Raw genomic sequence first — 19086 nt, 5'->3', positions numbered from 1 at the left:
AGGCCAGCTTAGGCTATCCAATCTTATTTGGTGAACCGCCCATGGAAGGAAGGCAACATGACGATCGCCACGATCAACGGGATCCCCCTGAATTACCAGGTCAAGGGGTCCGGCGATTTGGTGGTGCTCATCATGGGAACCGGGAGTCCGGGGCGTGTGTGGGATCTTCATCAGACGCCCGCGCTCATCGACGCCGGATACCGCGTCTGCACGTTCGACAACCGCGGCATCGCGCCGTCCGGTGAAAGCGTCGACGGAATCACCATGGACGACCTCGTCGCGGACACGGCAGGACTGATCGAACACCTCGGTGGCGGCCCGGCCCGCGTCGTCGGCACCTCGATGGGTGCCCGTGTCGCACAGGAACTTGCGCTGTCCCGGCCCGACCTCGTCCACAAGGCGGCCTTCCTCGCCGGTCATGCCCGCATGGACTACTTCCAGCAGACCCTCACCGAGGGTGAGCGCGCCCTCCACGACAGCGGGGTCGAACTCCCGGCCAAGTACCGGGCCGCGGTGACCGCCGTGATGAACCTGTCGCCCGCGTCGCTCGTCGACCCGCACACGGCCCGCGACTGGCTCGACCTGTTCGAGTTCAGCGGCGGCCGGACGTCGAACGGTGTTCGCGCGCAGATGGAGATGGATCGCAGCTTCGATCGCCGTCAGGCCTACCGGGCGATCACGACGCCGTGCCTGTCCATCGGGTTCGCCGACGACAGGATGATTCCGCCGTACCTCTCCCGCGAGGTCGCCGAGGCGATTCCGTCGGCCCGCTATTACGAGATCCCCGACGTGGGGCACTACGGCTACCTCGAGCAGCCCGAAGTGGTGAACAAGGTGCTCCTCGAATTCCTCGCCAACTGACTCCCCGCCGCCCGTCGAGTTGTGAGTAGGGTGGAATTTCGAGCGGCTGGGGGGCGATCACGGAGACGGCGAGGTTCTGATGGCGTTGGGTGTCCCTCGTCTCGGGGTGGGTATCGTCCGGTACGACATCGTGAACGCGGCACTGTGGTGGGACGCCAAGGCTGCAGCCATATTCGGTGACGACGGTTCCCTGCCGCCCCTCGAGCAGTGGCGGCAGCGGGTGCATCCCGAAGACATCGACGTGGTCCGGCGCATGTTCGGCGACATGACCGGGTCGGTGGGTGCCGAATGCGTCTTCCGGATCGTGATGGCTGACCAATCGACCCGGTACATCCTCACCCGCAGCATCGACGTCGCCGTCGACGATTCCGGCGTCCCCTCCGAATTGACGGGGGTGGTCATCGAACTCGGGCACCTCACCGGGCGCGATGCGCAACTCGCGTCGCTGCTCGATCGGGTGGGTCTGGGGTTTCTCGCCCTCGACGAGAACCTGCGGGTCATCTACGCCAACTCGGGCTGTCTGCGGCACGTTCGCCGGTCCCGGGAGGAAATGCTGGGCCGGGTCGTCACCGACGTGCTTCCCGAAACTCGGGGCAGCTACTTCGACGCCCTGTGCCGCAAAGTTCTCGCCACCGGGCGGGAGCACACGACCCGGGTGGATTCGCTGTATTCACCCGGCATGACGATCGAGGCCACTGCCGCAGCCGATTCCGGCACCCTCGTCGTCCATTTCCGTGACGTGACCGCGGAGGTCACCGCCCAGCAGCAGGCGGACGCGGCGCATGCTCTCCTTCTGCACGAAGCCAGGCACGACAGTCTCACCGGGTTGCTCAATCGCGCCGCGATCACCGAGCACCTGCAGCGGCTGTTCGACCCCGGCGCCGGTCCGGCCGTGGTGCTGTTCCTCGACGTCGACGGGTTCAAGGAGGTCAACGACACGCGGGGGCACCGCGTCGGCGATCGCATCCTGCAGGCGGTGTCGGAGCACCTGTCGCAGGGGATGGTCGCGCCCGCGGTCGTGGGACGGCTCGGCGGTGACGAGTTCGTGGCAATCATCCCCGAGGCCGGCGGCATCGACGTCGAGAAGGTCGTGACGTTGATGATCTCCTCGATCACGACCCCGATCGACGTCGGCGACGAACTGCTTGTCGTGACGATCAGCGTGGGGATGGCGCGCAGCACGTCGGCGTACACGGTCGACGGATTGCTCCACCACGCCGACACGGCCCTCTACGCCGCGAAGCGACTCGGCGGAAACACCGCGGTCTGGCATCAATAGATTGCTGGGTGTCTGCCCATAATCGAGGCAGGCTGGTGCAGTATCCGTACCCGCTTCGGGGCCGTCGATGCTGCGAACCGGCTTGTTGCTGGTGGGTAGCCTAACCTAAACTCCTCGGGTGCCCTTCGTTGGTCGGGCGCTCTCGACGGACGATCGGATCACCCATGTCTCCGGACCACTCGGCGGCTGCTCGCCCTCAGTCCTTTCCGGCTGAGCTCGCTTCCACCTCGGCGTTCTCCACTGCGATGCGTGCCGCGCTGCCGCTGACTGCACCGCAGTCCGAGGTGTGGGTGGGGCAGCAGTTGAATCCGGGAAGCCCGGTCTACAACCTGTCACTCGTCGTCGAGGTCGCCGGCGCGATCGACCTCGCGCGAACGGCCGCGGCGATCCGGGCGACCGTCGAACGGACCGAAGCTCTGCACGTGCGCTTCGAGCGGGGCGGCGACAACGAACTGTTCCAGGTGCCGACCGCTCCCGACGCGTGGAACCTGACCGTCGTGGACCTGCGCGGCGAGGAACATCCCGACGCGCGAGCGCGTGCATGGATGGATCGCGACATGCAGACCGTGGTCCACATCGACGGCGAAGAGCCGCTGTTCCACCACGCCCTGCTGCGCACCGGCGACGAGTCGGTGATCTGGTACCAGCGCTACCACCACAGCGTCATGGACGGGTACGCCATCACCCTGCTCGTCGCAGACGTCGTCGACCGATATGAACGCCCGGACCTCGGGACCTCCGCGGCGCCGTGGCCGCTCGACACCCTCGTGGCGTCGGACCGCGAGTACCGGGGGTCGGCGCGATTCGCGTCCGATCGAGAATTCTGGATCCAGCAGGTGATCGACGCGCCGGAGCCGCCGCGGCTGTTGCCGCAGGTGATCGATTATTCAGGCACACCCATTTCTGCACTCGTCGAGATCGACGGGGACGACGCCGACGCGCTCTACGCCTTCGCCGCCGACGCCGGGATCAGGCGCACCCGACTGCCGCTCGCGGCGGTCGTGGCGTACATCCACCGGGTCACCGGCCGCCGCGACCTCACGGTGTCGCTGCCGATGACGGCGCGGGTCGGCCGTGAACTGCGCCGCATCCCCGGAATGTGCTCGACGATCCTGCCGTTCCGGGTGCAGGTGGATCCCGAGATGACGGTCGGTGAACTCGCCACCCGCATCGACACGACGCTGATTTCGGTGCTCCGGCACGGGCGCTACCGCGGCGAGGACCTCGCCCGCGATCTGCGGTCGATCGATCCGGACCGGCAGATCTTCGGTCCCGGAATCAATTCGATGATGTTCGAGCACTCGCTGACGTTCGGTGGGTTTCCGGCGTGGGTGCGGGGTTCGGCCACCGGGCCGGTCCGCGACCTCGACTTCTCCATCCGCGGTGGGCAGGATTCGGAGCCGATCCAGATCGACCTCCGCGCCCCGGCCGGTCTGCGCGACGAACTCGAGGAGCATCGCCGCAGGCTCGAGCACTTCGTCGGGCAGTTCGTCGCCGACCCGGCGCAGCCCATCGCGTCGCTCGATCCGATGACCGAGGCCGAGCGCCGGCAGTTGCTGGTGGAGTTCAACGACACCGCGTGCCCGCAGGAGTCGGTGACCGTTCCCGACCTGTTCCACGCCCAGGTGTCGCGGACGCCGGACACCGAGGCCCTGGTCTCCGGGGAGACCCGGCTCACCTACCGGGAGCTCGGGGAACGGGTGGCGCAGCTGTCCCACTACCTGCGCGCCCGCGGTGTCGGCGCGGAAACCGTGGTGGCGATCGGACTTCCGCGCTCCGCGGAGATGGTGATCGGACTGCTCGCCGTCATGAGCGCGGGCGGCGCGTTCGTGCCCCTCGACCCCTCGTGGCCGGAGGATCGGCGCACGTCGGTCCTCTCGGACGCCGGGGCAACGCTGATCCTGACCGGCCCCGGCGGGGTGCCGGACGCGGGGGAGCGGGCCGTGTCCGTCGATCTCGCGGCGTGGGCGTACGCCGATCAGCCGACCGCACCCCCCGCGGTGACCGTGCAAGGGTCGAGGCTGGCGTATGTCATCTTCACGTCGGGTTCGACGGGCCGCCCCAAGGGGGCAATGATCCGGCACGAGGCCGTCTGCGCACGACTGCTGTGGCAGCGCGACGAAATCCTGGGGTTCGGGACCGGGGACGTGTCGCTGTTCAAGGCGCCGCTGTCGTTCGACATCTCCGTGAACGAGATTCTGCTGCCGCTCGTGTCGGGTGGCCGTCTCGTGGTCGCCGAGCCCGGCGGGGAACGGGATCCGCAGTATCTCCTCGACCTGATCGCCCGCGAGTCCGTGACGTTCGTGTACCTGGTGTCGTCGATGCTGGACGTGCTGCTCGACCTGTCGCGGGGCACCGACCTGCTCGGGGCACTGAGGCACGTGTGGTGCGGCGGTGAGGTTCTCACTCCCGGTCTGTTCGAGCGGTTCCGCACGCAACTCGCCACCACCCTGTACCACGGCTACGGCCCGGCGGAGGCGACGATCGGTGTGTCGCACGTGATCTACCGGGAAGACGCCGCACGGATCGCGACGTCGATCGGCCGCCCGAACCCCAATACCCAGCTGTACGTGCTGGACGAGCACCTGAACCCGGTGCCGTTCGGCGCGGGCGGCGAACTCTACGCCGGCGGATTCCTCCTCGGGCGAGGCTACGTGGAGGCGCCGGGGCTCACGGCGTCCCGCTTCGTCGCCAACCCGTTCGCGGCGGACGGCTCCCGGTTGTACCGGACCGGTGACCTCGCGCGGTGGGCCGCGGACGGCACCCTCGACTTTCTCGGCCGCGCCGACAATCAGGTCAAGATCCGCGGCATGCGACTCGAACTCGAGGACGTCGAGGCGGGCATCGTGTCGCATCCCGCGGTCCGGCACAGTGCCGTCGTCGTGCGGGAGACTCCCGCGGGGGCGAAGTATCTCGCCGCCTATGTCGTCGCGCAGCAGCATTCGGAGCCGGATGTCGACGAGCTCCGCATGTGGGCGTCGTCGAAGCTGCCGGAATACATGGTGCCGTCCGCCTTCGTGATCCTCGACCGGTTCCCGCTCACGCCCAACGGAAAGCTGGATCGCCGCGCACTGCCCGAACCCGACCTCGGCGCGGACGGGGAGAACGTCGCACCGCGCACCGTGGCCGAGGAAAGGCTGTGCGCGCTGATGGCCGCCGTCCTCGGCGTGGAATCGGTGGGTGTCACCGACGACTTCTTCGCGTTGGGCGGAGACAGCATCGTCGCGATCCAGCTGGTCAATCACGCTCGGCGCGAAGGCCTCTCGATCAGCCCGCGGGAGATCTTCCAGCTCCGCACGGCCGAGGCGCTCGCCCGGGCCCAGGACGGCCGGTCCGCGGCCGCCGTGGACTCCGACGACGTCGCCGTCGGTGACGTCCGCAGCACCCCCATCCTCGCCCGGACCGCCGAGCGGGGCGGCGAGATCGCCGCGTTCCATCAGTCGGTGCTCGTGCAGACCCCGGCCGAATTCGACGAGGCTGCCGCACGGGCCGCCCTGGGTGCCGTGCTCGAGCGGCACGACGCCCTGCGCGCGACGCTCGTCCGCGGTGACCGCTGGACGCTGTCCGTGCCGGAATCGTCGACCGTCTGCCTCGATGGAATCCTGCGTGTCGTCGAATTCGACGACAGTGCAGAGCAACTCGACGACGAGACGCGGGCGGCCGTCGGGCGGCTCGATCCGGACGCCGGCACGATGGTGCAGGCCGTCCTGTTCACCGCGACCGCGGGTCCCGGCCGGTTGCTGCTGATCGGACATCACCTGGTGGTCGACGGGGTGTCCTGGCGCATCATCCTCGAAGACCTCGTCCGCGCGGGAACCGCGGCGGCGGCAGGGGGCGTTCCCGAGCTCGCTCCGGTCGGGACGTCGCTGCGCCGCTGGTCCGAACTGCTCGACCAACACGCCCAGTCGGGCGCCTTCGAGCACGAACTGCCCTTCTGGTCGGACGTGGCGACCACACCCGACCCGCTCATCGGCTCGCGTGCACTCGACCCGGCCCTCGATCGCGCGGGCGACGCCGAAACCCTCACGGTGACACTGCCTCCGGAGTTCACCCAGCCGCTGCTCTCCACCGTGCCGGCGGCATTCCACGGCCACGTCAACGACGCACTCCTCACCGGTGTCGCGGTGGCGATGCAGAGATGGCGACACGGCAGGCCGGGGCGGGTGCTCCTCGATCTCGAGGGGCACGGACGCGAGGAAGACCTCGTGCGCCGCAGCGACGGGCCCGCCCTCGACCTCTCCCGAACCGTGGGTTGGTTCACCACCGTCTACCCGGTGGTGCTCGACCCCGGTGCGGCGGCGGACGAGGCGGGCATCGCCGACGCCCTGAAGGCGGTCAAGGACCAGTTGCGCCGCATCCCGGGTTCCGGATTCGGCTACGGCGTGCTGCGTCACCTCGGTGTTTCGAGCCCGGAACTCGCACACACCCCGACGCCGCAGGTGCTGTTCAACTACCTCGGACGGGTGACGGCCGGCGAGGGCGTCGACTGGCTGCCCCTCGCCATGGGCGGCGCCGACGACCCGCGGATGCCGCTCGGACACGTCCTCGCATTCGACGTGATCGCCGAGGACGGCGCCGGCGGACCGACGCTGACGACCACGCTGACGTGGGCACCCGGTGTGCTCACCCGCCGCGCTGTCGAGGCGCTCGCCGCCGAGTGGACCGCGGTGCTGCGGGTGCTGGCCGGTGTCGACCGCCTCGGCGGTCACACCCCGTCCGACTTCCCGCTGGTGTCGCTGACGCAATCGGACGTGGACGCGCTGGCGCAGCCCGCCGACGTGCTCCCGCTGACGCCGCTGCAGGAGGGCATCTACTTCCAGTCGGCGTTCGAGGACGCCGGCACGGACCCGTACATCGTGCAGCAGGTGATCGAACTGGCCGGGCCCGTCGACGCGGCGGCGCTGCACCGCGGGCTGCAGGCGGTCGTCGACCGGCACGCCGCCCTCCGCGTCGGAGTGCAGGCGGTGTCGGACGGCCGAGTGGTGCAGGTGGTCCGCGACGACGTCCGGGTGCCGATGGAGGTGGTGGACCTCACCGGAACGCCGGAGCCGGGCAGGCGCGTCGACGAGGTGCTGGCGGCGGACCGGGCGCGGGGCTTCGACTTCGGCCGTGCCCCCCTGCTGCGGTACACGCTCGCCCGGACGCAGACCCAGAAGTTCCTTCTGCTGCAGTCGATTCACCACATCGTCGCCGACGGATGGTCGGTGCCGGTGATGCTGCGGGAGCTGATGGCGCTGTACAGCGTCGACGGGACGCCGCTGGCGCTGCCGACGCCCACGCCGTACCGCTCCTACCTCGACTGGCTGGGCGCGCGGGACCGTCAAGCATCGCTCGCGGTGTGGCGGGACGCGCTCGCCGACGCACCCGAGCCGGGGGAACTGCCGACGACCGCATCCACGGGGGAGTCCGGGATCCGCAGTGTGCGAGCGGCCTTGCCGTCGGACGCCACAGCCGCGCTCACGGCGGTGGCCAGGGCCCGGGGACTGACGCTCAGCACGCTCGTGCACGGCACCTGGGGTCTGGTCCTGGGCCGCCTCACCGGCCGGGAGGACGTGCTGTTCGGCTCGACGGTGTCGGGCCGCGGCGGCGATCTGCCCGGCATCGAGACCATGGTGGGCCTGTTCATCAACACCGTCCCCACCCGGATGCGCTTCGGGCCCGCCGACACGGTGGCCGGCACCCTCGCACGCTGGCAGGACGAGCAGTCGGTCCTGCTCGACCACCAATACCTCGGTCTGCCGGAGCTCCGCAGGGAAGCGGGACTGCAGGACCTGTTCGAGACGCTCGTCGTGTTCGAGAACTACCCGATCGGCGACGGCGCGGTCGCCGATCCCACGGGTGCGGTGCAGGTGACCGACATCCGCTTCGACGAGCACCCGCCGTATCCGATGACGCTGATCGTCGTGCCCGGGGACGCGCTGACCCTCGAGCTCAAGTACGACGCGGCCCGCATCGACGCGGCGACCGCGACCCGGTTCGCCGAGGCGACCGTGGCGTATCTCGCGGAGCTGACCCGGGACGCCGACCAGCCCGTGTCCTCCGTCGCGCTGGCGTCGCGGGAGCCGATCGACGCGGCACTGCGCGACGCGCAGGTCGACTTCCCCGACACGACGGTGACGGCGCTGCTCGAGGAGCAGGCCGTGCGGACACCCGACGCGGTGGCCGTCGTGTTCGAGGACGAACACCTCACGTATGCGGAACTGCATTCGCGCGCCAACCGCCTCGGCCGGCTGCTCGTCGAGCGCGGGGTGGCGCCGGAGTCGAAGGTCGCGGTGGCACTGCCCCGTTCGCTGGACCTGATGGTCGCGCTGCTCGCGGTCGGGAAGGCAGGCGGCGCGTACGTTCCGCTCGACACCGGATATCCGGCCGATCGGCTCGCGTACATGGTCGACGACGCGCAACCGGTCTGTGTCCTCACCGACGGCGCGGTGACCCTGGCCGGTTCCGACGTTCCGCAGGTCCGGGTGTCCGACGCCGACGGGTACTCGCCCGAGCCGCTGAGCGGCATCCCGCTCGCGCCGCAGCACCCCGCGTACGTCATCTACACGTCCGGTTCGACGGGCCGGCCCAAGGGCGTCGTCGTACCGCACGCCGGCATCGTCAACCGGCTGCTGTGGGTGCAGCGTTTCCGTCCGATCACCGCGTCGGACAACGTGTTCCAGAAGACGCCGTCCAGCTTCGACGTGTCCGTGCTGGAATTCTTCGGACCGCTCCTCGCCGGGGCGACCCTCGTGGTCGCGCGGCCCGACGGTCACAAGGACCCGGCCTACCTCGCCGACGTCATCGTCCGGCGGTCGATCACGCGCGTGCATTTCGTGCCCTCCATGCTCGAGGTGTTCCTCGCCGAACCCGCGGCGGCCCGGTGCACCGGTCTGCGGATCATCTCTTGCAGCGGTGAGGCGCTTCCCGTCGCGTCCGCCCGACGCGTCGCCGAACTCCTGCCCGGAGTGGAACTCGACAACCTCTACGGGCCCACCGAGGCATCGGTCGACGTCAGCTACGCCGCGTCCGTGCAGGGGATCGACGCGGCCGCGCCGTCTGTCCCGATCGGCCTGCCGACGTCCAACACCGGCCTCTACGTGCTCGATCGATACCTGCAGCCGGTGCCCGCCGGCGCCGAAGGTGAGCTGTATCTGTCGGGGCCGCAGCTGGCCCGCGGCTACCTGGGCAGGCCCGGGTTGAGCGCGGAGCGGTTCGTCGCCGATCCGTTTTCCCGCAACGGGTCCCGCATGTACCGCACCGGCGACGTCGCCCGGATGAACGGGGACGGCGCGGTCGAGTACCTCGGCCGGGTGGACGACCAGGTGAAGCTGCGCGGGTTCCGCATCGAGCTCGGTGAGATCGAGGCGCACATCGCGGCCTGCCCGGGTGTGCGGCAGGCGGCGGCCGTCGTGCGCTCCGACCGGCCCGGTCAGCAGCAGCTGGTCGGGTATGTCGTCGGTGACGCCGATCTCGACGACGTCCGTGCGCGCCTGGCCGGGGCTCTGCCGGAGTTCATGGTGCCGGTCGCCTTCGTGACACTGGCGGAGTTCCCGCTCGGCCCGAGCGGGAAGCTGAACCGTAAAGCGCTTCCCGCGCCGGACTTCTCCGCGCACATGACTTCGGGGCAGGTGGCCGCTGCACCGGCCGGTGAGAGCGGGCCGGCGGTCGTGCTGGCCGCCCACTACGCCGAGGTTCTCGGGCTCGGGACCGTCGGAGTCGACGACGACTTCTTCGCGCTCGGCGGCGACAGCATTCTGGCCATCCGGCTGGTGAATCTCGCTCGCCGCGAGGGGATCACGATCACCCCGCGGCAGATCTTCGAACAGCGGACCCCGTCCGCGCTCGCCCGGCTGGCGGCGACGACAGCGGTCGCCGCGGCCCCGCGCGTGGACGACACGGGAGCCGGTGTCCTGCTGCCCCCTCCCGTGGTCCATCGGCTCTCGGAGTGGAGCGGCGGTAAGAGCCGCTTCAACCAGTCGGTCCTCGTGCACACACCGGCGGGTACGAGCAGCGCCGTCCTCGCAGCGGCACTGCACTCGGTGATCGCCCACCACGAGGGCCTGCGGCAGAAGCTCACCCGGCACGCACCGGGGGTGTGGTCTCTCGAGATCACCGAATCCGCCGACCTGCACCTGCATCGCGTCGACGTCACCGGACTCGACGCGGCCGCGCTGCGCGAGGTGGTGGCAGCAGAATCCGATGCCGCCACCGACCGGCTCGACCCCGACGCCGCGGCCATGCTGTCGGCCGTGTGGTTCGACGCGGGCCCGTCCGAACTGGGCAGGCTGCTGCTCGTCGCGCACCACCTGGTGATCGACGGGGTGTCATGGCGGACGCTGATCGAAGACCTCGCGATGGCGTGGGTGGCCGCCGACAGTGGTGAGGATGCGGCACTCGACCCGGTGCCCACGTCGTTGCGCGGATTCACCCGCATCGTGACCGAGCAGGCACAGGAACCGGCCCGCCTCGCCGAACTCGACCACTGGTTGCGGGTCACCGAGCCCGGTGCCGACCTGGTGCCCGGCACCGACCGGCACGCCGTGGTGAGCAGTGGTGCGCGGCTGACCGTGCGGCTCGACCCGCGCCTCACGACGGCCCTGCTGACCACCGTTCCCGGAGTGGTCCGCGCCGACGTCACCGACGTGCTGCTGGCCGCCCTGCGACTCTCGGCCGACCGGTGGCTCGCCGCGCGGGGGCGCGACCACGACCTGCTGGTGGACCTCGAGCGGCACGGCCGCGAAGAACTCGCCGCGGGTGTGGATCTCTCCCGGACGGTCGGCTGGCTCACCAACGTCACCCCCGTCCGGTTGCGCAACCGCGGGGGTGCGCTCGCGACGCTCGGTGACGTCAAGGAATGGCTGCGCGGCGCCCCCGACGGCGGCATCGGCTACGGCATGCTGCGGTACGTCAACGCCCGCACCGCGGGACTGCTGGCGTCGCGCTCGGAGCCGCAGGTGCTGTTCAACTACCTGGGCCGCATGCCGCACACCCCACCGGGTGCGTGGACACCGGCGGTCGAATCCGATTCCCTGGCCACCGATCCCGACGCCGATCTCGGCGGCCCGTATCGGTTGGTGATCAATGCCCTGTGCGAGGAGTCGGCGGACGGCGCCGAACTGCAGGCCGTGTTCGCCTGGTCGGAGCCCGACCTGAGCGAGGCCGACGTGGTGGCGTTGAGCGACGGCTGGGTGACGGCACTTCGTGAGCTGGCCGTCGCCGCCGCAGAGCACGACGGTCCGGCGATGCTGACACCGTCCGACCTGCCGCTCGTGACGCTGACGCAGGCGGAGATCGACCGGATCGTGGAGGCGAGCCCGAGCGGGGTCGACACGGTGCTGCCGCTGTCGCCGCTGCAGGAGGGGCTGTACTTCCAGGCCGGGTTCGACGCCGGTCCCGACGTCTACACGGCACAGTTCTCGCTCGACTTCGCGCACCGCCTCGACACCGAACGTCTCGCCGCTGCGCTGCGCACCCTGCAGCGACGCAACCCCACGCTGCGCGCGGGATTCGTCAGCGAAGGCCTCCCCGCGCCGGTCCAGTTCTTCGGCGCCGGCCTGGACGTCCCGATCACCGAATTCGACCTGCGTGAACTCGACGAATCCGACCGCGTCTCCTACGCCGAGCAGGTGACGGCGCAGGACCGGCTGACACCGTTCGACCTCACCTCCCCGCCGCTGTGGCGGGCGATGGTGCTGCGGCTCGGCGACTCCCACGACCGGCTGGTGATCAACCGGCAGTTCCTGCTGTGGGACGGATGGTCCAACGGCCTCGTCGTGAGCCAGTTGCTCGCCCTCTACGAATCGGGCGGCGACGACTCCGGATTCGGTTCCCCCGAGGGCTCGTTCGAGGACTATCTGCAGTGGCTGGCCGCGCAGGATATGGAGGCCGCGCGGTCCGCGTGGACCGACGCGCTCCGCGGTCTCGACGAACCGACCCTCCTCGCCGCGACCGTCGCCGGGGACCCGCAGCCACCGCAGCGTCGCGACGCCGTGCTGTCCGAGGAACTGAGCGAACGACTGCGCGCCGGTGCCCGCGGTGCCGGGGTCACGTTCAACGCGGTGATGAACGCCGCGCTCGCCGTCGTGCTCGGCATCGAGACCGGGCGGCAGGACCTCGTGTTCGGCACCACCGTGGCCGGGCGCCCGCCGGAGGTCCCGGGCATCGACGCGGTGGCAGGCATGTTCCTCAACACCGTCCCCGTCCGGACGGTGCTCCGCCCCGGCGAGACCGTCGCGGATCTGCTGCGCCGCAACCAGTCCGAGCGGTTGGCGCTCACCCCGTACGACTACCTCGGGCTCGCCTCCATCCAGCGTGTGTCCGAGCACCGGCAACTGTTCGACGTGCTGTACGTGCTGCAGAACTTCGTCGACGAGAAGCAGGTGTCGGCGCTCAACGACGCACACGACATCAGCGGGGGCGACAGCATCGACCACACGCACTACCCGGTCACCGTCGTCGTGACACCGGGTGCGAGCGTGAAGGTGAAGTTCGAATTCCACCCCGGGAAGATCGCGGAGTCGCGGGTCGAGGCCATGCTGTCGCGGTATCTGACCGTGCTCGAGCAGTGGTCCACAGATCTGTCGGGTCCGGTCGGCGGAATTGCCGGTGGCGCAACATCATTGCCGTTCGAGTCGAAGCCGCTGCCCGACGCGACCATCGCCGATCTGTTCGCCGACGCGGCTCGACTCCGGCCCGACGAGACCGCACTGGTGTTCGGTGACCGCACCGTCGGCTACGCCGAACTCGACGCCGACGTGAACCGGATGGCCCGGCTCCTGCTGCGCCACGGCGCGGGCCCGGAACGGATCGTCGCGCTCGCGTTGCCGCGGTCGGTGGAGATGGTGGTGGCGCTGTTCGCCGTCCTGCGCACCGGATCCGCGTATCTGCCACTGGAACTGGACCACCCGGCCGAGCGGCTCGTCGGGATGCTCGACGACGCGCGACCGACGGTCCTGGTCACCACGTCGGAGGTCGCCGGAACGCTCGCCGCCGCGGCGGTCGACACCCTGGCCGTCGACACCCTGGACTTCGGCGCGGTCGCGTCCGCACCGTTGTCCGATGCGGAACTCGGCGGATTCGCGCCCGGAAACCCCGGTCGCCTGGACCATCCGGCGTACGTCATCTACACGTCCGGGTCCACCGGCAAGCCGAAGGGTGTGGTCACCCCCTACCGGGGCCTCACCAACATGCAGTTCAACCACCGCGAGGCGATCTTCGAGCCGGTCGTGACCGCGGCGGGCGGTCGTCGCCTCCGCATTGCCCACACCGTGTCGTTCGCCTTCGACATGTCGTGGGAGGAACTGCTGTGGCTGGTGGAAGGTCACGAGGTCCACATCTGCGACGAGAACCTCCGGCGCGACGCCGAGGCGCTCGTGGCGTACTGCGACACCCACGAGATCGACGTCGTCAACGTGACACCGACGTACGCGCAGCATCTGATCGAGGAGGGTCTGCTCGACGACGGTCCCGGCCGCCACCGGCCGCCGCTGGTGCTCCTCGGCGGCGAGGCGGTGTCGGATTCGGTGTGGAACCGGTTGCGCGACACGGATGGAACGGCCGGATACAACCTGTACGGTCCCACCGAGTACACGATCAACACCCTCGGCGCCGGCACCGCCGACAGCGCGACACCCACCGTCGGCACCCCGATCTGGAATACCTCCGCGTACGTGCTGGACGCCTGGCTGCGTCCGGCCCCGGACGGTGTTCCCGGTGAGCTGTACATCTCCGGGGTCGGGTTGGCGCGCGGCTACCTCGACCGGTTCGCGCTGACGGCGGAGCGCTTCGTCGCCGACCCGTTCCGGGAATCCGTACGTATGTATCGGACGGGTGACCTCGTCCGCCGCCGCGCAGACGGGAACCTCGACTTCCTGGGCCGCACCGACGATCAGGTGAAGATTCGCGGTCACCGGGTGGAACTCGGCGAAATCGCGTCCGCCCTCGAAGCGCTGGACGGCGTGCGCCAGGCTGCCGTCGTCGTCGATTCCGGCCCGGGTGGATTCCCGCGACTGGTCGGCTACGCGGTCGTGAGTACTTGTCAACCGCAGGACGTTGACAAGTACTCACGGGCGCTGCGCGCATCGCTGCCGGACTACATGGTGCCCGCCGCGGTCGTCGAGGTCGACAGCCTGCCGATGACGGTGAACGGCAAACTCGACGTCAAGGCACTGCCGTCAGCGGACGACGTGCTCGGCCGGATCGGCGGTGCCCGAACGGAGCCCCGCACCGATACCGAACGGGTGCTGGCCGACTTGTTCGGTGAGATCCTCGGAGTCCCCGCCCCCGGGGTCGACGACAACTTCTTCGACCTCGGCGGTCATTCGTTGCTGGCCACCCGGCTGATCAGTCGGGCCCGGGCCGCGCTCGGCACCGACCTGGCCATGCGCGACCTGTTCGAGGCGCCGACCGTGGCGGAACTCGCCACCCGGATCGGGGCTGACAGCGGGTCGACGCGTCCGGTGCTGGTGGCCCGGCCACGGCCCGAGCATCTGCCGCTTTCCGCGGCGCAGCAACGGCTGTGGCTGCTGCAGCAGATGGAGGGAGCATCAGTTCGGGATGGGGCGGGCCCCGCCGTCGCGTACAACTTCCCGATCGTCCTGCGACTGCGGGGTGCCCTGGACCCCGGGCTGTTCGAGCAGGCTCTCACCGATGTGGTGTCGCGGCACGAATCGCTGCGCACCGTGTTCGGGGAGCACGACGGCGAACCCGTGCAGGTGATCCTGGACGACGCCCGCCCCGACGTCACGGTGGTCGACGGCACCGAGGCCGATCTGGTCCGGCTCGTCACCGAGACCGTCGGCCGCCCGTTCGACCTGGCCACGGAGATCCCGGTGCGCGCGAGCCTCATCCGGGTCGCGGACGAGCAGGTGCTGGCCATCGTGCTGCACCACATCGCCACCGACGAATGGTCGGATCGCCCGTTCCTGCGGGACCTGATGACGGCGTATGCCGCTCGCGCACAGGGTTCCGCTCCGGGGTGGGCTCCGCTGGACGTGCAGTACGCCGACTACACGCTGTGGCAGCGCGACGTCCTGGGCGATCCGCGGGACCCGTCCAGCGTCGTTGCCCGCCAACTCGACTACTGGGCGAAGACCCTCGACGGTGCGCCGGAGGAGTTGGTTCTCCCCGCCGACCGGACCCGTCCGGCGCAGCCGAGCTTCGCGGGCGGAGTCGTCGAGACGACGCTGGACGCCGCGACGACGCGGGCCCTGCGCTCGCTCGCGCGGACGTCGGGCACCAGCATGTTCATGGTCCTGCACGCGGCGTCGGCGACACTGCTGCACCGCCTGGGCGCGGGCGACGACCTGCCGATCGGCGCGCCGGTCGCGGGCCGCAGCGAACAGGGTCTCGACGACCTGATCGGATTCTTCGTCAACACCGTGGTGTTGCGGACGGACGTGTCGGGCAACCCCACGTTCGATCAACTGCTGGCGCGGGTCCGCGATACGGACCTGGCGGCATTCTCCCATGCGGACGTGCCGTTCGAAACCGTTGTGGAGAAGGTGAATCCGGCACGCACCCTGGCCCGGAACCCACTGTTCCAGGTGATGGTCGGCTACCACAGCCGCACGTCCGATGCGGCGCTCGCGCCCGGTCTTGCTCTCGTTCCCGTGTCGTTCGAGGAACGCACCGCCAAATTCGACCTGGTGTTCAACTTCACCGAGCACCTCGACGAGGACCGTGTGGAACTGCGCGTCGAATACGGCTCCGACCTGTTCGACCGGGACACCGCGGAGAAGATCGCCCGCAGGCACGTCACCGTCCTCGACGCCGTCGCCTCCGATCCGGGTATCCGGGTCGGCGACCTCGACGTGTTCGTCGGCGACGAGCGCGAACTCGTGGTGTGCGATTTCAACGACACCGCGTATCCGGTGGCGGAGGAGACGTTCCCCGAGGCGTTCGCGCGTCACGTCGCGGCGACGCCCGACGCCGTCGCCGTGGTCGACGCCGACGGCGAGATGACGTATGCGGAGCTGAGCGTGCGCGCCGACCGCGTCGCCGCACTGCTGCGCCGCCGCGGTGTCACCGTCGAAGACGTGGTGGGACTGGCAGTTCCGAGGTCGGCGCAGATGGTCGCGGTCGTGCTCGGTGTCCTGAGACTCGGCGCCGCGTACCTGCCGCTCGACCTGAACCACCCGTCCGACCGCATCTCCTACATGCTCGCCGACTCCGCCGCGCGGCTGCTGGTGACCACGGTGGGGGACAGCCCGCGCATCGCCGAGGTCGACGGACTCGACCGCGTCCTCCTCGACGACGCCTCCGTCGCCGGCGAACTCGGGACCGAGGCAGACGAGCGGCTACCGCAGCTCCCGCCCGGACTGGATCATGCCGCGTACGTGATCTACACGTCGGGCTCCACTGGTAAACCCAAGGGCGCGATCCTCACTCACGACGGCATCCCCAGCCTCGTCGCCACCGCCGAGCAGCGGATGAAGCTGGTGCCGGGGTCGGTGGTGATGCAGTTCGCGTCGATCGGATTCGACGTCGCGGTCTTCGAGCTGTCGATGGCCCTGTGCACGGGATCCCGACTGGTGATCGTGCCCGACGAGTCCCGGGTCGCCGGACCGGAACTCACCGAGTTCATGACCGGCCACGGCGTGACGCACGCGATCATTCCGCCGTCGCTGCTGGCGGCGCTGCCGCCGGGGTGCGACGTCCCGGACGGGTGCACGGTGCTGGTGGGCACGGAAACCGTGCCGCCGGAACTGATCGGACGCTGGGCGGAACGACTCAACCTGCTGGCCGCATATGGTCTCACGGAGGCCACCGTCAACAACACGCTGTGGCAGGCGCAGCCCGGCTGGAATTCGGCTGTCCCGATCGGTATCCCCGATCCGAACGAGCAGGCGTACGTCCTCGACGACCGTCTGCAGCCGGTGCCGCCGGGGGTGGCGGGCGAGTTGTACATCGCCGGCCGCGGTCTGGCCCGCGGATATCTCGGCAGGCCCGATCTCACGTCGGGACGGTTCGTGGCCAACCCGTTCGGTGAACCGGGCACCCGGATGTACCGGACCGGCGACCGGGCCCGCTGGCGCGCCGACGGCAACATCGACTTCCTCGGGCGCGTCGACGACCAAGTGAAGATCCGCGGATTCCGCATCGAACTCGGCGAGATCATCGCCGCCCTCGGAAGCCATTCGTCGGTGAAGCAGTCTGCGGTGGTGGCGGATCGGGCCGGTGACGTCGTCCGGATCGTGGGCTACGTGACGGCGACCGACGGTCACGAGACCGGGCAGATCGATCCGCGGGCGGTGCGGGAGCACACCGCTGCGCGATTGCCCGACTACATGGTTCCGACGCTGGTGGTGGTGCTGGACGGCGATCTGCCGCTCACACCCAACGGCAAACTCGACCGGAAGGCACTCCCGTTGCCGGACTGGACGGCACTCACCGGGGACGGCACGCCGCAGACGCGGGAGCAGCAGGAGATCGCCGACGCGTTCGCCGACATCCTGCACCTGCCGTCGGTGGGCATACACGACAACTTCTTCGACCTCGGGGGCAACTCGATGGCGTCGATGCGGTTGGTCGGGCGCATCCGCCGGCGATTCGCCGTCGACATCGGAATCCGGGACGTGTTCGACAGTTCCACGGTGGCCGAACTGGCCGCGATCGTCGCGGCCGCCGCCGCCACCGGCAGACCGGTACTGACGGTGGCGGATCCGCGGCCGGAGGTGCTACCGCTGTCCGGGCCGCAACGCCGGTTCTGGAACCGGTTCCGGGAGGCCGGCGCCGAGGCGACGGCCGGCCACGCACTGTCGCTGCAGCTTCGCGATGCCGTCGACCCGGAGATCCTGGCGCAGGCCCTCGACGACGTCACCTCGCGGCACGAACCGCTGCGGACCGTGTACGTGGACGTCGGGGACACCGTCGTCGCCCGGCACGCGGTGCGGCCCGCGCTCGAACTCGTCGACGTCGGGGACGGTGACGTCCACCGCACGGTCTTCGAGTTGGCGCAGCAGCCACTCGATCTCACCGCGCAGGCCCCGCTGCGGGCGCATCTCGTGACCGGCGCCGACGGCACGCAGGCGTTGCTCTTGGCGATGCACCACATCGCGGTCGACGAGTGGTCGGTGGTGCCGCTGCTCGGTGATCTGATGGGCGCGTACGCCGCCCGCTCGGACGGCCGGGAACCGTCGTGGGAGCCGCTGCCCATCGGGTACCCCGACTACGTCGTGTGGTCTCAGGCACTCCTCGGCGATCCCGGGAATCCGGACAGCCGGCGGTCCCGTCAGCTCGCCTACTGGAGGGACACGCTGGACGGCATGCCGTCCCGGCTCGAGCTGCCCGCCCCGACGGTGCGCGGGCCGCGGACGGCGGAGATCGTTCCCGTAGAGCTCGATGCGGAACTCCACGGTGCGGTCGAAAAATTCGCGAGCGAGACCGGAACGAGCCTGTTCATGGTGTTGCAGGCGGCACTCGCCACTGTGCTGACGCGACACGGCGCCGGCACGGACCTCCCGCTGGGGTCGTTGGTCGCTGGACGTACGGAGGAGGCGCTGGACGCGCTGGTGGGCTGCTTCTTCAATATCGTTCTGTTGCGAACGGATACCAGCGGCGATCCCGGTCCGGTGGAGTTGCTGCGGCGCATCCGTGCCGCGAATCTCGATGCGCTGGACCACCAGGACGTACCGTTCGCCGACGTCGCGGAGGCACTCGGCGAGTCGCCAGTACTACGTCCGCAGATCATGCTCGTGCACCACGAACAGGCCCGGCTCGGTCATCTCGACGCGCTCGGGGGCCTGATGCCGGTGCCGGTGGGTGTTCCGGATTCGGATCTGACACTGAGCTTCTACGAGCCGATCGGCGACGGTCCGGTGCACGCGTATTTCTCGTTCGGCTCGGACGTGCTGGACGCCGTCACGGTCCGTGGCTGGGCGTCGGAGTTGTCGGCGCTGGTCACCGCATGGGCGGACGGAGCCCGATGATCACGAGTGATCTAGATCGCAGATTCGGGGCCGAGC

3 protein-coding genes are annotated in these 19086 nt (G+C 69.8%); all 3 read left to right on the top strand.

Annotated elements, in window-relative coordinates:
* Nucleotides 1-57 precede the first annotated feature (57 nt).
* The 3 genes from H0B43_RS11560 to H0B43_RS11550 all read left to right on the top strand — a co-directional run bounded on the left by H0B43_RS11560 (nucleotide 58) and on the right by H0B43_RS11550 (nucleotide 19050).
* Entirely contained in the window at nucleotides 58-861 is an 804-nt protein-coding gene (locus H0B43_RS11560; protein WP_185727759.1) for an alpha/beta fold hydrolase, read from the top strand.
* Nucleotides 862-940: 79 nt separating this feature from the next.
* Nucleotides 941-2140, top strand: coding sequence for a sensor domain-containing diguanylate cyclase (locus H0B43_RS11555; RefSeq protein ID WP_185727760.1), 1200 nt, complete (start codon nucleotides 941-943; stop codon nucleotides 2138-2140).
* Nucleotides 2141-2304: 164 nt separating this feature from the next.
* The gene (locus H0B43_RS11550) at nucleotides 2305-19050 is read left to right on the top strand and encodes a non-ribosomal peptide synthetase (protein WP_185727761.1); all 16746 of its coding nucleotides are present in this window, start codon (nucleotides 2305-2307) and stop codon (nucleotides 19048-19050) included.
* Nucleotides 19051-19086 lie beyond the last annotated feature (36 nt).

The sequence above is a fragment of the Rhodococcus sp. 4CII genome (assembly GCF_014256275.1).
GTDB classification, from domain to species: Bacteria; Actinomycetota; Actinomycetes; order Mycobacteriales; family Mycobacteriaceae; genus Rhodococcus_F; species Rhodococcus_F wratislaviensis_A.
The sequence above is the reverse complement of the archived record's forward strand: the minus strand, read 5'-3'. Positions and strand labels throughout refer to the sequence as shown.